At 69.7% G+C, this 16,543-nt stretch carries 18 protein-coding genes; 7 read left to right on the top strand and 11 right to left on the bottom strand.

The window, feature by feature from the left end:
- Position 1 precedes the first annotated feature (1 nt).
- The 5 genes from paaA to HRJ34_RS29150 all read right to left on the bottom strand — a co-directional run bounded on the left by paaA (position 2) and on the right by HRJ34_RS29150 (position 4,210).
- Positions 2-1,000 (bottom strand): 1,2-phenylacetyl-CoA epoxidase subunit PaaA, encoded by a 999-nt coding sequence (paaA, locus tag HRJ34_RS06330; protein WP_011951600.1) that lies wholly within the window; start codon positions 998-1,000, stop codon positions 2-4.
- A 104-nt stretch (positions 1,001-1,104) separates the two neighbouring features.
- Entirely contained in the window at positions 1,105-2,304 is a 1,200-nt protein-coding gene (gene pcaF / locus HRJ34_RS06325; RefSeq protein WP_208633621.1) for a 3-oxoadipyl-CoA thiolase, read from the bottom strand.
- A complete protein-coding gene (paaI, locus tag HRJ34_RS06320; protein ID WP_029994675.1) occupies positions 2,297-2,746 on the bottom strand; it encodes a hydroxyphenylacetyl-CoA thioesterase PaaI in 450 nt (149 codons plus the stop codon). The genes pcaF and paaI overlap by 8 nt, the downstream gene beginning before the upstream one ends.
- A complete protein-coding gene (locus tag HRJ34_RS29155) occupies positions 2,743-3,402 on the bottom strand; it encodes a 3-hydroxyacyl-CoA dehydrogenase family protein (protein ID WP_226949071.1) in 660 nt (219 codons plus the stop codon). The genes paaI and HRJ34_RS29155 overlap by 4 nt, the downstream gene beginning before the upstream one ends.
- Positions 3,362-4,210 carry a 3-hydroxyacyl-CoA dehydrogenase NAD-binding domain-containing protein gene (locus HRJ34_RS29150; protein WP_226949070.1) on the bottom strand — a complete coding sequence of 283 codons (849 nt, stop codon included), beginning with the start codon at positions 4,208-4,210 and terminating at the stop codon, positions 3,362-3,364. Before HRJ34_RS29150 ends, HRJ34_RS29155 begins: the two co-directional genes overlap by 41 nt.
- Before the next feature lie 104 nt (positions 4,211-4,314).
- Here HRJ34_RS29150 and paaG point away from each other — a divergent pair, with 104 nt between their 5' ends.
- Positions 4,315-5,106, top strand: a complete 792-nt coding sequence (gene paaG / locus HRJ34_RS06310; protein WP_208633620.1) for a 2-(1,2-epoxy-1,2-dihydrophenyl)acetyl-CoA isomerase PaaG — start codon at positions 4,315-4,317, stop codon at positions 5,104-5,106.
- Between the two features lie 32 nt (positions 5,107-5,138).
- Positions 5,139-7,166, top strand: a complete 2,028-nt coding sequence (gene paaZ, locus HRJ34_RS06305) for a phenylacetic acid degradation bifunctional protein PaaZ (protein ID WP_016744219.1) — start codon at positions 5,139-5,141, stop codon at positions 7,164-7,166.
- 114 nt (positions 7,167-7,280) lie between these two features.
- Here paaZ and HRJ34_RS06300 read toward each other — a convergent pair whose 3' ends face one another.
- Positions 7,281-7,757, bottom strand: a complete 477-nt coding sequence (locus HRJ34_RS06300; protein WP_029994991.1) for a MarR family winged helix-turn-helix transcriptional regulator — start codon at positions 7,755-7,757, stop codon at positions 7,281-7,283.
- A gap of 114 nt (positions 7,758-7,871) precedes the next feature.
- On the opposite strand from HRJ34_RS06300, the gene HRJ34_RS06295 reads away from it, so the two are divergent.
- From HRJ34_RS06295 to HRJ34_RS06275, 5 genes are all read left to right on the top strand, one after another.
- A complete protein-coding gene (locus HRJ34_RS06295; protein ID WP_226949069.1) occupies positions 7,872-8,984 on the top strand; it encodes an amidase in 1,113 nt (370 codons plus the stop codon).
- Complete coding sequence (locus HRJ34_RS06290; protein ID WP_208633618.1) at positions 8,981-9,532, top strand: nuclear transport factor 2 family protein; 552 nt, start codon at positions 8,981-8,983, stop codon at positions 9,530-9,532. The genes HRJ34_RS06295 and HRJ34_RS06290 overlap by 4 nt, the downstream gene beginning before the upstream one ends.
- Positions 9,529-10,785: an aromatic ring-hydroxylating oxygenase subunit alpha gene (locus HRJ34_RS06285; RefSeq protein ID WP_011951591.1), complete on the top strand. Its 1,257-nt coding sequence runs from the start codon at positions 9,529-9,531 to the stop codon at positions 10,783-10,785. The genes HRJ34_RS06290 and HRJ34_RS06285 overlap by 4 nt, the downstream gene beginning before the upstream one ends.
- A complete protein-coding gene (locus tag HRJ34_RS06280; RefSeq protein ID WP_016744214.1) occupies positions 10,782-11,297 on the top strand; it encodes an aromatic-ring-hydroxylating dioxygenase subunit beta in 516 nt (171 codons plus the stop codon). Before HRJ34_RS06285 ends, HRJ34_RS06280 begins: the two co-directional genes overlap by 4 nt.
- A gap of 174 nt (positions 11,298-11,471) precedes the next feature.
- On the top strand, positions 11,472-12,263 hold the full coding sequence (locus HRJ34_RS06275; protein ID WP_208633617.1) for a 2-keto-4-pentenoate hydratase: 792 nt from the start codon (positions 11,472-11,474) through the stop codon (positions 12,261-12,263).
- Positions 12,264-12,278: 15 nt separating this feature from the next.
- Here the strand turns inward: HRJ34_RS06275 and HRJ34_RS06270 are convergent, their stop codons facing one another.
- The 5 genes from HRJ34_RS06270 to HRJ34_RS06250 form a co-directional block, all read right to left on the bottom strand.
- Positions 12,279-12,752 carry a MarR family winged helix-turn-helix transcriptional regulator gene (locus HRJ34_RS06270; RefSeq protein WP_016744211.1) on the bottom strand — a complete coding sequence of 158 codons (474 nt, stop codon included), beginning with the start codon at positions 12,750-12,752 and terminating at the stop codon, positions 12,279-12,281.
- Between the two features lie 67 nt (positions 12,753-12,819).
- Complete coding sequence (locus HRJ34_RS06265; protein WP_208633616.1) at positions 12,820-13,575, bottom strand: SDR family NAD(P)-dependent oxidoreductase; 756 nt, start codon at positions 13,573-13,575, stop codon at positions 12,820-12,822.
- Positions 13,572-13,931 (bottom strand): hypothetical protein, encoded by a 360-nt coding sequence (locus HRJ34_RS06260; RefSeq protein ID WP_016744209.1) that lies wholly within the window; start codon positions 13,929-13,931, stop codon positions 13,572-13,574. The genes HRJ34_RS06265 and HRJ34_RS06260 overlap by 4 nt, the downstream gene beginning before the upstream one ends.
- An 18-nt stretch (positions 13,932-13,949) precedes the next feature.
- Complete coding sequence (locus HRJ34_RS06255) at positions 13,950-15,110, bottom strand: acyl-CoA dehydrogenase family protein (protein ID WP_208633615.1); 1,161 nt, start codon at positions 15,108-15,110, stop codon at positions 13,950-13,952.
- 111 nt (positions 15,111-15,221) lie between these two features.
- Positions 15,222-16,535, bottom strand: a complete 1,314-nt coding sequence (locus tag HRJ34_RS06250) for a spinster family MFS transporter (protein WP_011951584.1) — start codon at positions 16,533-16,535, stop codon at positions 15,222-15,224.
- Positions 16,536-16,543 lie beyond the last annotated feature (8 nt).

Here is a 16,543-nt window from a genome sequence, read left to right as displayed (position 1 = left end):
GTCAGGCGGCCGCGGCGGCCGAGCGGGCGGCGCGCTTCGCCTCATGGGCATCGGCGGCGGCGCGGACCCAGGCGCCGTCGTTCCAGGCGGCGCGGCGCGCCTTCATGCGCTCCTTGGCGGTCGGGCCCTCGCCGCGCACGACGGCGTAGAACTCGTCCCACTCGATCGCGCCGAAATCATAATGGCCGCGTTCCTCGTTCCACTTCAGGGCGGGATCGGGGATGGTCAGGCCGAGCAGCTCGGCCTGCGGCACGGTGGCGTCGACGAACTTCTGGCGCAGCTCGTCGTTGGTCTCGCGCTTGATCCGCCAGCGGATCGACTGCGCGGTGTTCGGCGAATTGTCGTCCGACGGGCCGAACATCATCAGCGACGGCCACCACCAGCGATCGAGCGCGTCCTGCGCCATCGCCTTCTGCGCGGGCGAGCCGTTGGCCATCGCCATCATGATGTCGAAGCCCTGCCGCTGGTGGAAGCTCTCCTCCTTGCAGACGCGGACCATCGCGCGGGCATAGGGGCCGTAGCTCGTGCGCTGCAGCGGCACCTGGTTCATGATCGCGGCGCCGTCGACCAGCCAGCCGATCGCGCCGATATCCGCCCAGTTGAGCGTCGGATAGTTGAAGATGGTCGAATATTTGGCGCGGCCGCTGTGCAGCGCGTCGATCATCTGCTCGCGGCTCGTGCCCAGCGTCTCCGCCGCGCAATAGAGGTAGAGGCCGTGGCCGCCCTCGTCCTGGATCTTGGCGAGCAGGATCGCCTTGCGCTTCAGGCTCGGCGCGCGGGTCAGCCAGTTGCCCTCGGGCAGCATGCCGACGATCTCGCTATGCGCGTGCTGGGAGATCTGGCGGGTGAGGGTGCGGCGATAGGCCTCGGGCATCCAGTCCTTGGGCTCGATGAACTCATCCGCCGCGACGCGGGCCTCGAAGGCCGCGATCAGCGCGGGGTCCTCGCCGCCGATCGGCGTGGGGGCGGTGGCCGTCTTGTCGAGTTCCGTCGTGTACATGAGCGAATCTCCTTATGACCTGCACTATATAATTAACCGAACGATCGGTCAATCAATTAGCGAGAGGCGGGAGCCCGGCCGTCAAACCGGGCTCCGCCGGGGCCTCACACCCGTTCGATCGCCAGCGCGATGCCCTGGCCGACGCCGATGCACATGGTGCAGAGCGCCTTGCTGCCGCCGCTGCGGACCAGTTCCTCGGTCGCGGTCAGCACCAGCCGCGCGCCCGACATGCCGAGCGGGTGGCCGAGCGCGATCGCGCCGCCGTTCGGGTTCACATGCGCCGCGTCGTCGGGCAGGCCGAGCTGGCGGAGCACGGCGAGGCCCTGGCTGGCGAACGCCTCGTTGAGCTCGACCACGTCGATCGCGCCGATGCCCAGGCCGAGCCGCTCGAGCAGCTTCTGGCTGGCCGGGGCCGGGCCGATGCCCATGATCCGCGGCGGCACGCCCGCCACCGCGCCGCCCAGCACCTTGGCGCGCGGGGTCAGGCCATAGGCCTCGACCGCCGCCTTGCTGGCGACGATGATCGCGGCGGCGCCGTCGTTGACGCCGCTGGCGTTGCCGGCGGTGATCGTGCCGTCGGCGCGGACGATCGGCTTGAGCTTGCCGAGCGCCTCCATCGAGGTCTCGCGCGGATGCTCGTCGCGGTCGACGACGATGGGATCGCCCTTGCGCTGCGGGATGGTCACGGGGACGATCTCGGCGGCGAGGCGGCCATTGGCCTGCGCCGCGGCGGCGCGGCGCTGGCTCTCGACGGCGAAGCGGTCCTGGTCCTCGCGGCTGACCTGGAAGTCCTGCGCGACATTCTCGGCGGTCTCGGGCATCGAATCGATGCCGAACCGCTCCTTCATCAGCTTGTTGACGAAGCGCCAGCCGATCGTGGTGTCATAGACCGCGTTGCTGCGCGAGAAGGCGCCGTCGGCCTTCGGCATGACGAAGGGCGCGCGCGACATGCTCTCGACGCCGCCGGCGACGATCAGGTCGGCCTCGCCGGCCTTGATCGCGCGGGCCGCATAGGCGACCGCGTCCATGCCCGATCCGCACAGCCGGTTGATCGTCGTGCCCGGCGCGTCCTCGCCCAGGCCCGACAGCAGCGCCGCCATGCGCGCGACGTTGCGGTTGTCCTCGCCCGCCTGGTTGGCGCAGCCGAACAATATGTCGTCGATATGGCCGACGATCCCCGGGTTGCGCTCGCGCAGCACCCGCATCGGGATCGCGGCGAGGTCGTCGGCGCGGACGGCCGTGAGGCTGCCGCCGTAACGGCCGATCGGGGTGCGTGCCGCGTCGCAGATATAGGCGTCAGCCATGGGAGTCTCCTTGGGGTTCGTCGTCGATGACCTGGCCGCCGATCGCTCGGCTATGGCCCTGGAATTGCGCGATGGCACGGCCGTCGCGGGTGCGGATCGCGACGCTGTAGGCGCCGCTGCGGCCGGCGACGGCCTGTTCGGTCGCCTCGGCGATCAGCTCCTCGCCCGGATGGGCGGGGGCCAGGAACAGGATGGATGCGCCCTGCGCGACGGTCGAGACGTTGCGGCTGTTGCAGGCATAGGCGAAGGCGGTATCGGCCAGCGCGAAGATCATGCCGCCATGGATCGATCCATGGCCGTTGGTCATGTCCGGCCGGATCGTCATCGCGAGGCGCGCATAGCCGACCCGCGCCTCCTCCAGCACGATGCCCCAGACCGGGGCGGTGCCCTCCAGTTCGAGCAGCCGCTCGGCAACGCGGCGGGCAAGGATGTCGTCGGTCATGCGGGCTCCGGGACGGCGATCGAGGGGGAGGGGGCGTAGATCGGATCGCCGGTGGCGGCGGCGATGGTGGCGAGCACGGCGGCGAGCCGGGCGGTGCCGAAGCGCCCGGCCCATTCGATCGGGCCCTGCGGATGGTTGGCGCCGTAGCGCATCGCCGTATCGACCCCGGCGGCGTCGGCGACGTCGTCGTCGAGCGCGTCGAAACCCGCATTGGCGAGCTGGGCGAGCGTCCGCAGCACGATCTGGCCGGGCCGGTCGGGCAGCGCCAGCACCCGCTTGCCGATCAGCCCGGCGAAGCCGGCGGCGAGCGCCAGCGCCGCCGCGTCGCGCGCAGTGACGACCAGGGTCGGCGTCGCGGCATAGTCGCGCGCCGCGTCGAGCAGCATGTCGGTATCGGCGCGGTCGGCGAGGCGGCGGCCGTCGCCCGTCGCCAGCAGCCGGCCGTCGATCCGCAGCAGGCCGGGGGCGAGGTCGGCGCTGCGCGCGACGGCGCCGCCGGCCGCCTCGGCCAGCGCGACGAGCGGTTCGAGATCGCCCGCGTCGGCGCCGGCCTCGATGCTGCGCGGCGGGGCGGCGAAGGGTGACGAAGGGCAGGGCAGGAGGTCGGCGCCATAATCATAGACGCCGCGCCCGCTCTTGCGGCCGAATGTCGGCATCGTGGAGCGCCTGCTGGCTCGGCTGCGGGCGGAAGCGGGTCTTGCCGGCATAGCCGTCGAACACCTGGCAGGCGACGGTGTAGTTGACGTCGTGGCCGATCAGGTCGGCGAGGGTCAGCGGCCCCATGCGGAAGCCGCCCGCGCTTTCCAGCGCCTGGTCGATCGTCGCCGGATCGACGCCCTCGCCGAGCGCGGCGAAGCCCTCGGCATAATAAGGCCGGGCGACCCGGTTGACGATGAAGCCGGGCACGTCGCGGACGCGGACCGGTAGCTTCTTCCACGCGCGCATCAGCGCTTCGAGATCGTCGACCACCGTCGGCGCGGTGCGCGACGAGGGGATCAGCTCGACCAGCTTCATCGCCGGCACGGGGTTGAAGAAATGGAGGCCGGCGAAGCGCTCGGGGCCCGGCACCGCGCCGGCCATCGCCTCGATCGACAGCGAGGATGTGTTGCTGGCGAGAATCGCGCCGGGCGCGACATGGCGGGCGAGCGTCTCGAACAGGCCGGTCTTGACGTCCATCCGCTCGACGATCGCCTCGATCGCGAGCGCGGCGGGGGCGGCGCTGGCGAGGTCGGTGCTCCAGCCGATCCGGTCGGCGATCGCGGCGGCGCCCGCCTCGTCGATCGTGCCGCGCTTGACCAGCGAGGCGAGCGACCGGGCGACGCTCTGCCGCCCGCGGTCGAGCGCCGCGTCCTGGGTGTCGATCACCCGCACCGCATGGCCGGCCTGCGCCGCGACCAGCGCGATCCCCGCGCCCATCGTGCCCGCGCCGACCACTGCGATGATGCCGTCCGTTCCGATCGTCATGGTCTCTCTCTAACCGTCAGATCATGTATATCTAGCCCGCAAAATAGCGCTTGCCAATAATTGTCTGACCGGGCAGTCTATTAAAAGGAAGTCGAGGATCGCCTATGGCCTATGAAACGATTGAGCTCGCCGTCGAGGACGGCGTCGCCCGCCTGACGCTGAACCGCCCGGATCGGCTGAACAGCTTCACCGTGAAGATGCACGAGGAGGTCGCCTCGGCGCTCGACACCATCGAGGGCGACGCGGCGATTCGCGCGATGCTGCTCACCGGCGCGGGCCGCGGCTTCTGCGCCGGCCAGGACCTCGGCGACCGCGCGGTGGCGCCGGGCGGCGAGGCGGTCGACCTCGGCGCCTCGGTCGAGAAATATTATGCGCCGCTCGTCACTCGCCTCGCGACGATGGACAAGCCGGTGGTCTGTGCGGTCAACGGCGTCGCGGCGGGGGCGGGCGCCAACATCGCCTTCGCCTGCGACATCGTGTTCGCCGCGCGCAGCGCCAAGTTCATCCAGTCCTTCGCCAATATCGGCCTGATCCCCGACTCGGGCGGCACCTGGGTGCTGCCGCGCCTGATCGGCCAGGCGCGCGCGCTGGGCCTCGCCATGACCGGCGATCCGCTGCCGGCCGAGACGGCCGAGCAATGGGGGCTGATCTGGAAGTGCGTCGACGACGCGGCGCTGGCCGAGGAGAGCATGAAGCTCGCCCGCAAATTCGCCGCCGGCCCGACACGCGGCCTCGCCGCGACCAAGCATCTGATCCGCGGTTCGATGATGAAGACGCTCGACGAGGAGCTCGCCATCGAGGGCCGGTGGATGCGCGAGCTGGGCTATAGCGACGATTATCGCGAGGGCGTGAGCGCCTTCACCGAGAAGCGGGCCCCCAAATTCACCGGGCGCTGACGCCCGTTTTCCTGATCGAGATCGAGGAAGCCATGACCAAGACGCTCAACAACTATGCCGCCGACCAGTGGGTGGCGAGCACCACCGAGAAGCTGCCGGTGCTGTCGGCGATCGACGGCTCGCCGGTCGCCCAGGCGGGCAGCGCGGGACTCGATTTCGCGGCCATGCTGCGCCATGCGCGCGACGTCGGCGGCCCGGCGCTGCGCGCGATGACCTTCCACGCCCGCGCCCGCATGCTCAAGGCGCTGGCGCAGGCGATCATGGCCCGCAAGGAGGAGCTCTACGCGCTTTCCGCCTCGACCGGCGCGACCCGCGTCGACAGCTGGATCGACATCGAGGGCGGCGCCGGTACGCTGTTCACCATGTCCTCGCGCGGCCGGCGGGAACTGCCCGACGACGTCGTCCTGATCGACGGCGACCTCGAGCCGATCGGCAAGAACGGCACCTTCGTCGGCCAGCACGTCTATACCTCGCTGCAGGGCGTCGCGGTCCACATCAACGCCTTCAACTTCCCGGTCTGGGGGATGCTCGAGAAGCTCGGGCCGACGCTGCTCGCGGGCGTGCCGGCGATCGTCAAGCCGGGCACCGCGACCTGCCACGTCACCGAGCATGCCGTCCGCATCATGATCGAGGCGGGCGTGCTGCCGGCCGGCGCGCTCCAGCTCATCGTCGGCGGCGTCGGCGACCTGCTCGACCATCTGACCTGCCAGGACGTCGTCTCCTTCACCGGATCGGCGGCGACCGCGATGAAGCTCCAGTCGCATCCCGTCATCGCGCGGGAGTCGGTGCGCTTCGTGGCCGAGCGGGATTCGCTCAACGCCTCGATCCTCGGCCCCGACGCCGCGCCGGGCACGCCCGAGTTCGACCTGTTCGTCAAGGAGGTCGCGCGCGAGATGACGGTGAAGACGGGGCAGAAGTGCACGGCGATCCGCCGCGCCTTCGTCCCCGCCCAGTGGCTCGACGCCGCCGAGGAGGCGCTGAAGGCCCGGCTCGGCAAGGTCGTGGTCGGCGATCCGGCGCAGGAGGGCGTCACCATGGGCCCGCTCGCCGGCATCACCCAGCTCAACGACGTTCGTGCCAAGGCGCGTGAGCTGGCGACCGAGGCGAAGCTCGTCTTCGGCGACATCGACACGGTCCAGGTGCAGGGCGCCGAGGCGGGCAAGGGCGCCTTCGTCTCGCCGCTGCTGTTCCGCCGCGACGATCCCTGGACGGCGAAGCTGGTCCATGACGTCGAGGCGTTCGGCCCGGTCTCGACGCTGATGCCGTACAAGGATTTCGACGACGCGATCGCGCTGGCCAATCGCGGCCTCGGCTCGCTCGCGGTGTCGCTGTTCACCTATGATCCGCAGGTCGCGCGCCAATTCGTGATCGGCGCCGCCGCCTATCATGGCCGCATCGTCATCCTGGATCGGGACAGTGCCAAGGAATCGACCGGCCACGGCTCGCCGCTGCCGATGCTGATCCACGGCGGCCCCGGTCGCGCCGGCGGCGGCGAGGAGATGGGCGGCGTCCGCGGCGTGAAGCATTATATGCAGCGCAGCGCTCTCCAGGGCCATCCGCGCAGCCTGAGCGTCGTCGCGGGCCGCTACCTGGCCGGCGCGCCGCAGCCGGAGGGCGAGGTCCACCCGTTCCGCCAGCGCTTCGGCGAGCTGCAGATCGGCTATACGCTGCGCACCGCGCCGCGCACGATCACGCTCGACGATATCGAGCATTTCGCCCATTTCACCGGCGACACCTTCTATGCGCACATGGACGAGGAGGCGGCCGCGGCCAATCCCTTCTTCCCGGGCCGGGTGGCGCACGGCTATCTGATCCTGTCGTTCGCGGCGGGCCTGTTCGTCGATCCGGCGCCGGGCCCCGTCCTCGCCAATTACGGCCTGGAAGGGCTGCGCTTCGTCAAGCCGGTGTCGCCCGGCGAGGCGATCAAGGTCGCGCTCACCGTCAAGAGCAAGACCCAGCGCAACGACGAATATGGCGAGGTCCGCTGGGCGGTCACGGTCACCGACTCCGCCGACGAGCTGGTCGCGACCTACGACCTGCTGACGATGAACGCGATCTGAGGCCAAGCATCGTCATCCCGGCGAAAGCCGGGATCTCCCTTCTCTTCCTGTCCCTCTGCGGAAGGTGGGAAGGCAGGGAGATTCCGGCTTTCGCCGGAATGACGGCCTATGATTTCACTCCCCCGACGTCTTCAGATTCTCCGCGACCCGCTGGAGCAGGCCGGTGAGTTGTTCCAGCTCGGCATCGGTCATCCCGGCGAAGGCCTGGCCGTAGATCGAATCGGCGCAGGCCCAGGCCTCGTTGCCGGCGACCTCGCCCGCGTCGGTCAGCACCACTTCCATGACATGTTCGCGGCCCGGCCGGGGGCGGCGGCGGACGAGTCCGTCGGCTTCCATCCGCTGGATGATCCGCGTCATCGTCGGCAGCTTCTCGCTCGAATGCGCGGCGATCTCGCTGACACTGGCGACCCGGTCCTGATGGAGCGTCATCAGCACCCGCCAGCGCGGCATGTCGAGCGTCGTGCCGCGCAGCATCTCCTCCATCCGGCCGCGATAGCGCCCGCTCGCCCGGGCGATCCAGTAGAAGGGCCAGCTCCGGTAGTTGAACCGCTCGTCGCGGACCGGGGCCTTCTTGTCATGCTTCGCGGTCATTGGTTTCTCCGTTCGCCTCCTTCTCTATCCGCCCGAGGCGGCGGCGACAATCTGGTTGAATATTCAACTCGACATGCTATGGATAGGTTGAATATTCAAGTTGAGGGGCTGAGGGTGACGTCGGACAACATCTTCGTCGAACGGTTCGAGCTTGGCGGCGCCGGTCCGACGGTGGCGGTCAAGGATTGCATCGACATCGCCGGCAAGCGCACCAGCGTCGGCAGCGAGGCGCTGTCCGAAGCGCCGCCGGCGGCCGCGCACGCGGCGGTGGTCGCCGCGCTGATCGCGGGCGGCGCGCGCATCGTCGGCAAGACCAACATGCACGAGTTCGCCTATGGCGTGACCGGCGTGAACCGCTGGCTCGGCACCCCGGTGAACCCCAATTATCCGGGTCTGATCCCCGGCGGTTCGTCGAGCGGATCGGCGGCGGCTGTCGCGGCGGGGCTCGTCGAGATCGCGATCGGCACCGACACCGGCGGCTCGATCCGCATGCCCGCCACCTGTTGCGGCGTGTTCGGCCTGAAGCCCAGCTTCGGCCGGGTCAGCCGCGAGGGCTGCATCCCGGCCGATTCGAGCCTCGACTGCGTCGGCCCCTTCGCGCGCGACGTGGCGGGAATCGAGACGGCGATGGCGCTGATCGACCCGACCTTCGTGCCCGCCGGCCGGCCGGCATCGGTCCGCATCGGCTGGGTCGAGAGCTCGGCCGACGCCGAGATCGCCGAGGCCGTCCTCGCCGAACTGCAGCGCAGCGGAGCGGATGTCGTTCCGGTCGACCTGCCGGGCCTCGACCAGGCGTTCGAGGCGGGCATCACCATCATGGCGGCCGAAGCCTGGTCGACCTTCGGCGATCTCGTCGAGGACCCCCGGATCGGCGCCGACGTCCGCGCCCGGCTGCTCGGCGCGAGCAAGGTCTCGGCCGCCCAGCTCGCCGAGGCGGAGAAGGTCCGCACCCGCTTCGTCGCGGCAGTCGACCAGGCGCTCGCCGGGGTCGACGCACTCGCCCTCCCGGCCTTGCCGGCGCTGCCGCCCGCGCTCGACGATCTCGGCGATGCTGCGCGGATGCTGCGCCTGACCTCGCTGATCCGGCCGTTCAACGTCTCGGGCCATCCGGCGTTGGCGATCCCGCTCGCCGGGCGTCCGATCGCGATCCAGCTCGTCGGCCGCCGCAACGACGACGAGACGCTCTGCGCGGTCGGCGCGCGTGTCGAGCAGGGCCTCGCGGCATGACGATCGAACAGGACATCGCGGCGCTCCGCGCCGAACTGGCCGACCTGCGCGCCGAGCGTGCGGTGCGCGCCGTCGTGATGCGCTATTTCCGGCTGTGCGACACGCTGGGTCCCGACACCTCGCTCGACGAGCTCGGCCTGTGCTTCACCCGCGACGCGCTGTGGGAAGGGCGGGGCCGCTACCGCAAGGCGTTCGGCCGGCACGAGGGCCGCGACGCGATCGTCGCGATGCTCGGCAGCTATGCCGTGCCGGTCGCCCATTTCGCGATGAACGCGCATTTCCTGTCGACCGAGACGATCACGATCGAGGGCACGATCGAGGGGCCCGAGGCGGCGGTCGGCCAATGGTCGATGCTGCAGACCTCGACCTATCGCGACGGCCGGTCGGACCTGCGCTCGGCCGCGCTGACGATCCGCTGCGCCGTCGAGGACGGCGCCTGGCGGATATCCCATTTCATCACCGAGAACCTCTTCGCCCGCGACGTCGACCACTGGTCCGACGCCGCCCCCATCTCCGTCCCTGACGTTGCGTCAAAGGAGCCATCATGAGCAGCACAGACTTCGCCACCCTGGTGCGGGACGATCGTGTCCTGACGCCGATGTACACCGACGAGGCCATCTTCGAGGAGGAGATGGACCGGATCTTCAAGAACACCTGGGTCTGGGTGGCGCACGCCAGCGACGTGCCGACCGGCAACACCTTCAAGACCTCCTGGGTCGGCCGCGAGCCGGTGATCGTCACCCGCGACAAGCAGGGCAAGATCCACACCCTGCTCAACCGCTGCCGCCACCGCGCCGCCAGCGTGTGCGAGAAGCGCAAGGGCAAGGCCAGCGTGTTCGTCTGCCCCTATCATGGCTGGAGCTATGACGTGGACGGCAAGCTCCGCAAGGTGCCGCACATCAGCGGCTATGGCGAGGGGCTCGACACCGACGACTACGGCCTCGTGTCGCTGCGCACCGAAGAATATAACGGGATGATCTTCGCCACCTTCAAGGACGACATCCAGCCGCTGGTCGAGTTCCTCGGCTCGGCGAAGAAGTGGATCGACCTGTTCATGAAGCAGGGCGGCGGCTACGGCGTGAAGACGCTGGGCGAGCATCGCTTCCGCTTCCCCGGCAACTGGAAGATCCAGCTCGAGAACACCACCGACGCCTATCACTTCCCGATCGTCCACAAGACCTTCCTCGACTCGCTCGATCCGGAAGCGGAGAACGTCTTCCAGGTGCTGGCGCATGGCGGCTGGGTCGAGGATCTGGGCAACGGCCACAGCGTGATGGTCATGATCCCCGACCTGATCGACCTCGAGGACAATCTCGACGCGCCGATCCCGCAGCGTTTCGAGGAACTGGCGAAGGAACTGGCGGCCGAGGGCATGCCCGACGACCAGGTGCGCCGCGTCGTCCGCGCCGTCGGCGGCTCGGGCTTCAACCTGAACCTGTTCCCCAACGTCGCCTGCTCGATGGCCTTCTTCCGCGTGCTGCGGCCGATCGAGGTCGACGAGACCGAGATCATGCACGTCGCGATCGGCATGGACGGCGGCCCCGACGCGGCGAACCGCATGCGGCTGCGCCTGCACGAGCATTTCCAGGGCCCGATGGGCTTCGGCACTCCCGACGATGCCGAGGGCTGGGAGCGCGTCCAGCGCGGCGCGCGCGCGGGCCAGGACCTGTGGGTCATGGTCAATCGCGGTGTCGACGCGCCCGAGGGCGTCGCCGCCCCGGGGCATAATGCCGGTGACGTCAGCGCCGAGACCGGCATGCGCGCCGCCTATCAGATGTGGAAGAGGATGATGACCGCGTGAGCACGATCGCTGAACCCCTGAACCGTTCCGACGCGGCGGCGGCGCCGTCGCTGCAGGACGCGATCCAGTTCGTCTGGGCCGAGGCCGACATGCTCGACCGGCTCGACTACAAGGCCTGGCTGCCGCTGTGGACCGAGGACGGCCGCTACATCGTCCCGACCGAGCGCGACATCAGCGACTATGACGACCGGCTCAACATCCTCAACGACGATGCCGAGATGCGGCAGGCGCGCGTCAAGCGGCTGTTGTCGGGCTTCTCGATGTCGTCGGCGCCGCCGGCCCGCACCGTCCGCACCGTCTCGCGCTTTGTGCCGGTCGCGGTCGAGGACGGCGCGATCACGCTGCGCGCGGCGATGATCATGGTCGAGTATAAATATGAGCGGATGCGCACCATGGCGGCCGACGTCGTCTACCGCATCGTCTCGACCGCCGACGGGCTGAAGCTCGACCGGAAGATCGTCACGCTGGTCAATTGCGACGATTACCAGCATGGTATCGGCTATCTTCTCTAACCGTCGGGCAGGCCGCCGCATCCAGCATTGTCCCGTCATTCCCGCGAAAGCGGGAATCCATGGACGGCGGCCCGCAGGAGAAGGAATGTTCCGTGACCGTGGATTCCCGCTTTCGCGGGAATGACGGAAGGATCAGGGTTTACATCGAATCCGGAAAGGCAGCAGGCGAGGTCCATGAGCGTCGAAGCACAGGCGGCGAAATTCGTCGAGGCCCGCAGCGCGGCCATCGGTTTTCCCGATTATCCCGGCCCCTTGCCGGCCGATCTCGACCAGGCCTATGCCGTCCAGCTCGCGGAGATCGGGCAATGGGCCGATCGGATCGCCGGCTGGAAGGTCGGCCGGATCGCGCCGCCGCTGGTCGATGCGCTCGGCGAGGACCGGTTCGTCGGCCCGATCTTCGCCGCCACCGTGCTGAGCGCCGGCGCGGCGAACGACTTCGCCGCGATCGAGAACGGCTTCTCGGCGTTCGAGGCCGAATTGGTGATCGTCGCCTCGGCCGACGCGCCGGCCGGCAAGACCGACTGGACCGCCGACGAGGCGGCCGATCTGGCGGGGGCGATGCACATCGCGGTCGAGGTGGCGGGCGGCCCGTTCGCGGCGGCCAACGACCTCGGCCCGCTCACCACCATCGCCAGCTTCGGCGGTAATAACGGCCTGATCCTCGGGGCGGAGATCGCCGACTGGCGCGCGCTGTCGTTCGATGCGATCCGCTGCACCACGACGATCGACGGCGCGGTGGCGGGGGAGGCGGCGGCCAGCGCGATCCCCGGCACGCCGATCGCGGCGCTCGCCTTCGCGCTCGCCCGCACGGCGCGGATGGGCCGGCCGATCCGCAAGGGCGACCTGATCTCGACCGGCGCGATCACCGGCGTCCATGTCGTCCGCATCGGCCAGCGCTGCACCGCCGATTTCGGCGCGTTCGGCGCGATCGCCTGCACGGTGGTCAAGGCGGCGCCCCGGGGCTGACGCCCCGGGGAGTGATCACCACTCGCTGAGATTGTTGAAGATCGATTCCACCAGCCGGTTGAGGCGGTGCTTGTCGTCGTCCGCGATGGTGCGGAACGCCTGGACGTAGAGCTTGTTGGCGATCGTCCATGCCTCCTGCCGCGCGGCGAGGCCGCGGTCGGTCAGCGACACCTCGGTCACTCGCCCGTCCGACGCCCGCGCCTCGCAGGTGACGAGGCCGTCGGCCTGCATCCGCTGCACGATCTTGGTCATGGTCGGCAGCTTGACGATCGCCAGCTCGGCGATCTCGCTCACGCTCGTCGCCTGGCCTTCCTTGAGGCACATCAGCACCCGCCAGCGCGACACGTCGAGCTCGACCCGCTTCAGCGCTGTCTCCAGCCGCTGGAGATAGCGGCCGACCGCCTGCGTCATCCAGAAGAACGGCCAGTCGTGCGGGTCGAACCCGGTCGCGTCGGGGGGAGGGCTGTCACGCAGGGCGTTGTCGATCATGCTCGTCGCTCTCTCCCCCTTTTGCCGGCCGCGCAAGCTCGTTTTCACGGATGCGGGCCGGCGCGGCTCAGCGCATGAAGAGGCCGCCATTGATGTCCCAGGTGGCGCCGGTCACGAAGCCGGCGTCGCGGGCGCACAGGCGCGCGGCGATGTCGGCGATGAAGGCGGGCGTGCCGAGCTGGCGGACCGGGATATTCTCCAGGAAGCGCGGCATCGCCTCTTCGGAGATGGTGCGGTGGACCATCGGCGAATCGAGCGGCCCCGGCGCGATCGCGTTGGCGGTGACGCCGAAGGCGGCGAGGTCGCGCGCGAACACCTTGGTCAGGGTCAGGATCGCGCCCTTCGACGCGGCATAATGCGCGCCCGTCGCCGTCCCGCCATTCTGCCCCGCAAGCGAGGCGAGGTTGACGATGCGGCCATAGCCCTGCGCCTTGAACACCCGGCCGAACACCTGCGACCCGACGAAGGTGCCGCGCGCGTTGACCGCCATCACCGCGTCGAACTCGTCGGGGGTGATGTCGAGCACCGGCCTGGCGGCGGTGGCGGCGGCGTTGTTGACCAGTCCTTCGACCGATCCCCAGCGCGCCGTCAGCGCGTCGCGGGCCGCCTCGAACGAGGCCTGCTCGCGCACGTCGAGGGCGATGCCGATCGCGGCCGCCCCGCTCGGGTCGAGCTCGGCCGCCAGCGCCGAAGCGGCGGCGGCGTCGAGATCGCCGATGCCGACCCGGAAGCCGCGCTCGTGCATCCCGCGCGCGATCGCCGCGCCCAGGCCGCTCGCGCCGCCGGTGACGAGGACGACGTCGCCGCCGCTGCCCTGCGTCATGCCGGGATCACCAGCTCACGGCCGATCCGCGCCTCGACCCGCATATACTTCCACAGGCGATATTCGCCGACCTCGATGGTGCGGAACAGGTTGCACGCGGCGACGGCGGTCTCGCGGTCGGGAACCTCGGCGAGGATGTAGAAGGTCCACGGCCAGCCGGTCGGCGAGGTGCCGACCATCGTCTGGTCGTCGTCGATGGTGCCGAGGATCTCGACGCCGGGCAGGTCGCGGATGCCCTTCAGCATCTCACCGGTCGCCGCCCACACCTTGCCGATGTCGCTGGCGGGAAGATCGAAGAAATTCTGCAGCACCGCGCCGCAGAAGAGGACGCGAAGACGCTGTTTCTCGGTGGTCATGAAGTCGTCCTTTCCAGTTCAGGGATATCCGGGAGGGGATTCGAGGCCCAGCAGCACCTTGCCGGCATTCTGCCAGGTGGTGTCGGCGAGGAAGGCATGCTGCGGGATGACCTGCGCATCCTGCATCAGATGCGCGATCCAGTGATTGGCGAAGACGCCGGTCGTGCCGGCCATGCGGTAGATGTCGAGCGTGATGTCGGCGCCGACGCGCGCCGCGTTGGTCGAGGCGAGACGGAGCAGGGCGCGGGTCTCGACGCTCAGCTCGTCGCCCGCGACCAGCGTCGCATAGGCTTCTTCCGTGATCTCGTAGAAGAAGGCGCGGGCCGATCGCAGCGCCGCCTCCGCCTTGGCGATGTCGGTCTGGACATAGGGACGGTCGGCCAGGGTCGGCTGGCCGGTGATCGAGGTCCGCCCGCCGGCCAGGGCGATCATCTGGTCGAGCGCGCTGCGCGCGATGCCGAGGCCGACCACCGCCAGAACCTGCGCCGCGAGCGGCATCGACGGATAGCGGTAGAGCGGGGTGTCGAGGCTCGACTTGCCGCCGCGCACGAAGGTCCACGCCTCAGGCACGACGACCTTGTCGAGCACCATGTCATGGCTGCCGGTGCCGCGCATGCCGATGACGTCCCAGTTGGGGACGATCCGGACGTTCTTCGCCGGGGTCACCGCGATCAGCGGCAGGCCGCCGTTCGATCCGCCGCCCTCGACCTTGATGCCGACGCCGATGACCTCGGCGCCGGTGCAGCCGCTGCCCCAGCTCCAGCGGCCCGACACTTCGAGCCCGCCGTCGACCGGCACCGCCTTCTGCGGCGGGAAGATGCCGCCCGCGAACACCACGTCGGGGCCGTTGGCGTACATCGCCTCGAGCGTCTCGATCGGCAGCGCCGACAGATAGACCGCCGAGAAGCCGAAGCTGGCGACCCAGCCGGCCGATCCGTCGGCCTGCGAGATCGTCTCGATCAGGCGCAGGAACTCGGCGGGCGATTTCTCGTCGCCGCCGAAGCGCTTGGCGACCATCGCGCGATAGACGCCGGCCGCCTTCATCATCTCGACGACGTCGGCGCTGATCTGCTGGTTGGCGCTGAACTCGTCGCGGCGCGCGCGCGCCGCCGACAGCAGCGTCTCCAGCGCGGCCGTCCGGTCGCTCGGTTCGGGCTTCACTTGCTCCTTGGCGTCCATGCCGCGTGCTCCTGGCTGGTGGGATTCTCCTTCCCACCAATGCTAAACATATCACTTGAAAAGGCAACTAATTTATACAGCGTCTCGGAAGAGGAAACGTCCGCATTCCGGTCAGGCCGCGCCATGGGCCGGCCGGTGCGCGAGCGTATCCGCATAGGGCCGGCATCCGAACGCCAGCAACCCCGCCGCGACGATCGAGGCGCCCGCGACGACGATGCCGAGCGAGCTGCCGACAGCCGCCTTGCCGGCGAACACATGGTCGTTGAGCAGGCCGACCAGCAGCGATCCGAGCGTCAGGCCGATCAGCGAATTGCTGCACAGGAAGATCGCCGCGACCCGCGACCGCATCGCGGCCGGCGCGACGATCTGCATGACGGCGGTCGACGGCGGCATCGGGAAGGAGGCGAAGAACAGCGCGACCGCGAGCAGCGCCATCCCCGCCCCGAAGGACGGCGCGAAGGGCAGGGCGGCGGCGGGCAGCATCGTCCCCAGCGCGCCGATGATGCCGGTGCGGAACGGCGAATCCGCGACGCCGCGGCTGGCGAGCCGATCCATGATCCAGCCGCTGGCGAGCACGCCGCCGCCGCCCGCGACGACGGTGACGACGCCCAGCCACAGCCCCGAGGCGGCGGGATCGACGCCATGGACGCGCATCAGATAGGCGGGCGACCAGCCGAGCAGCGAGAACAGCGCCATCGCCGCGAAGGTGTAGCCCAGCATGTGCGGCACGAAGATCGCCCGCTCGCGCGCCAGGAAGGCGAGCACCGCCTTCAGCGAGGGATGGTCGGCGGCGCCCGCGCGGGCGGCGGGCGGCAGCGGTTCGCGGACCGTCAGGAAGATGATCGCGGCGAGCAGCACGCCCGGCGCGCCGACGATCAGGAAGGCGAGGTGCCATGGCCGGAAGGCGATGCCGGCGAGGGTGATGCCGTCGCTGCCGCTGACCATCGCGATCACCGCGCCGCCGGCGAGGAAGGCGATGCCCGAGCCGAGGAAGGAGCCGAGCGAATAGACCGCGACCGCGCGACCCAGCTTCTCGCGCGGGAAGAGGTTGCTGATCAGCGAATAGGTGGCGGGCGACAGCGCCGCCTCGCCCGCGCCGACGCAGATCCGCGCGAGGAACAGCGACAGGAAGCTGCGCGCCAGCCCGCAGGCCATCGTCGCCGCGCTCCAGAAGGCGACGCCGATCGCGATGATCAGCGGGCGCGAGGCGCGGTCCGACAGGCTGGCGACCGGAATGCCCATCGTCGCGTAGAACAGCGAGAAGGCGAGGCCGTGGAGCAGGCCGAACTGGGTGTCGGTGATGCCGAGGTCGGCCTGGATCGGGGCGATCAGCAGGGCGAGGATCTGCCGGTCGATGAACGAGAAGATATAGGCCGTCATGCACAGGATGACGACATACCATCCCCGTCGTTCGTCCGGCTGCATCCGCTGGC

Source organism: Rhizorhabdus wittichii (assembly GCF_017607425.1).
GTDB classification, from domain to species: domain Bacteria; phylum Pseudomonadota; class Alphaproteobacteria; order Sphingomonadales; family Sphingomonadaceae; genus Rhizorhabdus; species Rhizorhabdus wittichii.
The sequence above is the reverse complement of the archived record's forward strand: the minus strand, read 5'-3'. Positions and strand labels throughout refer to the sequence as shown.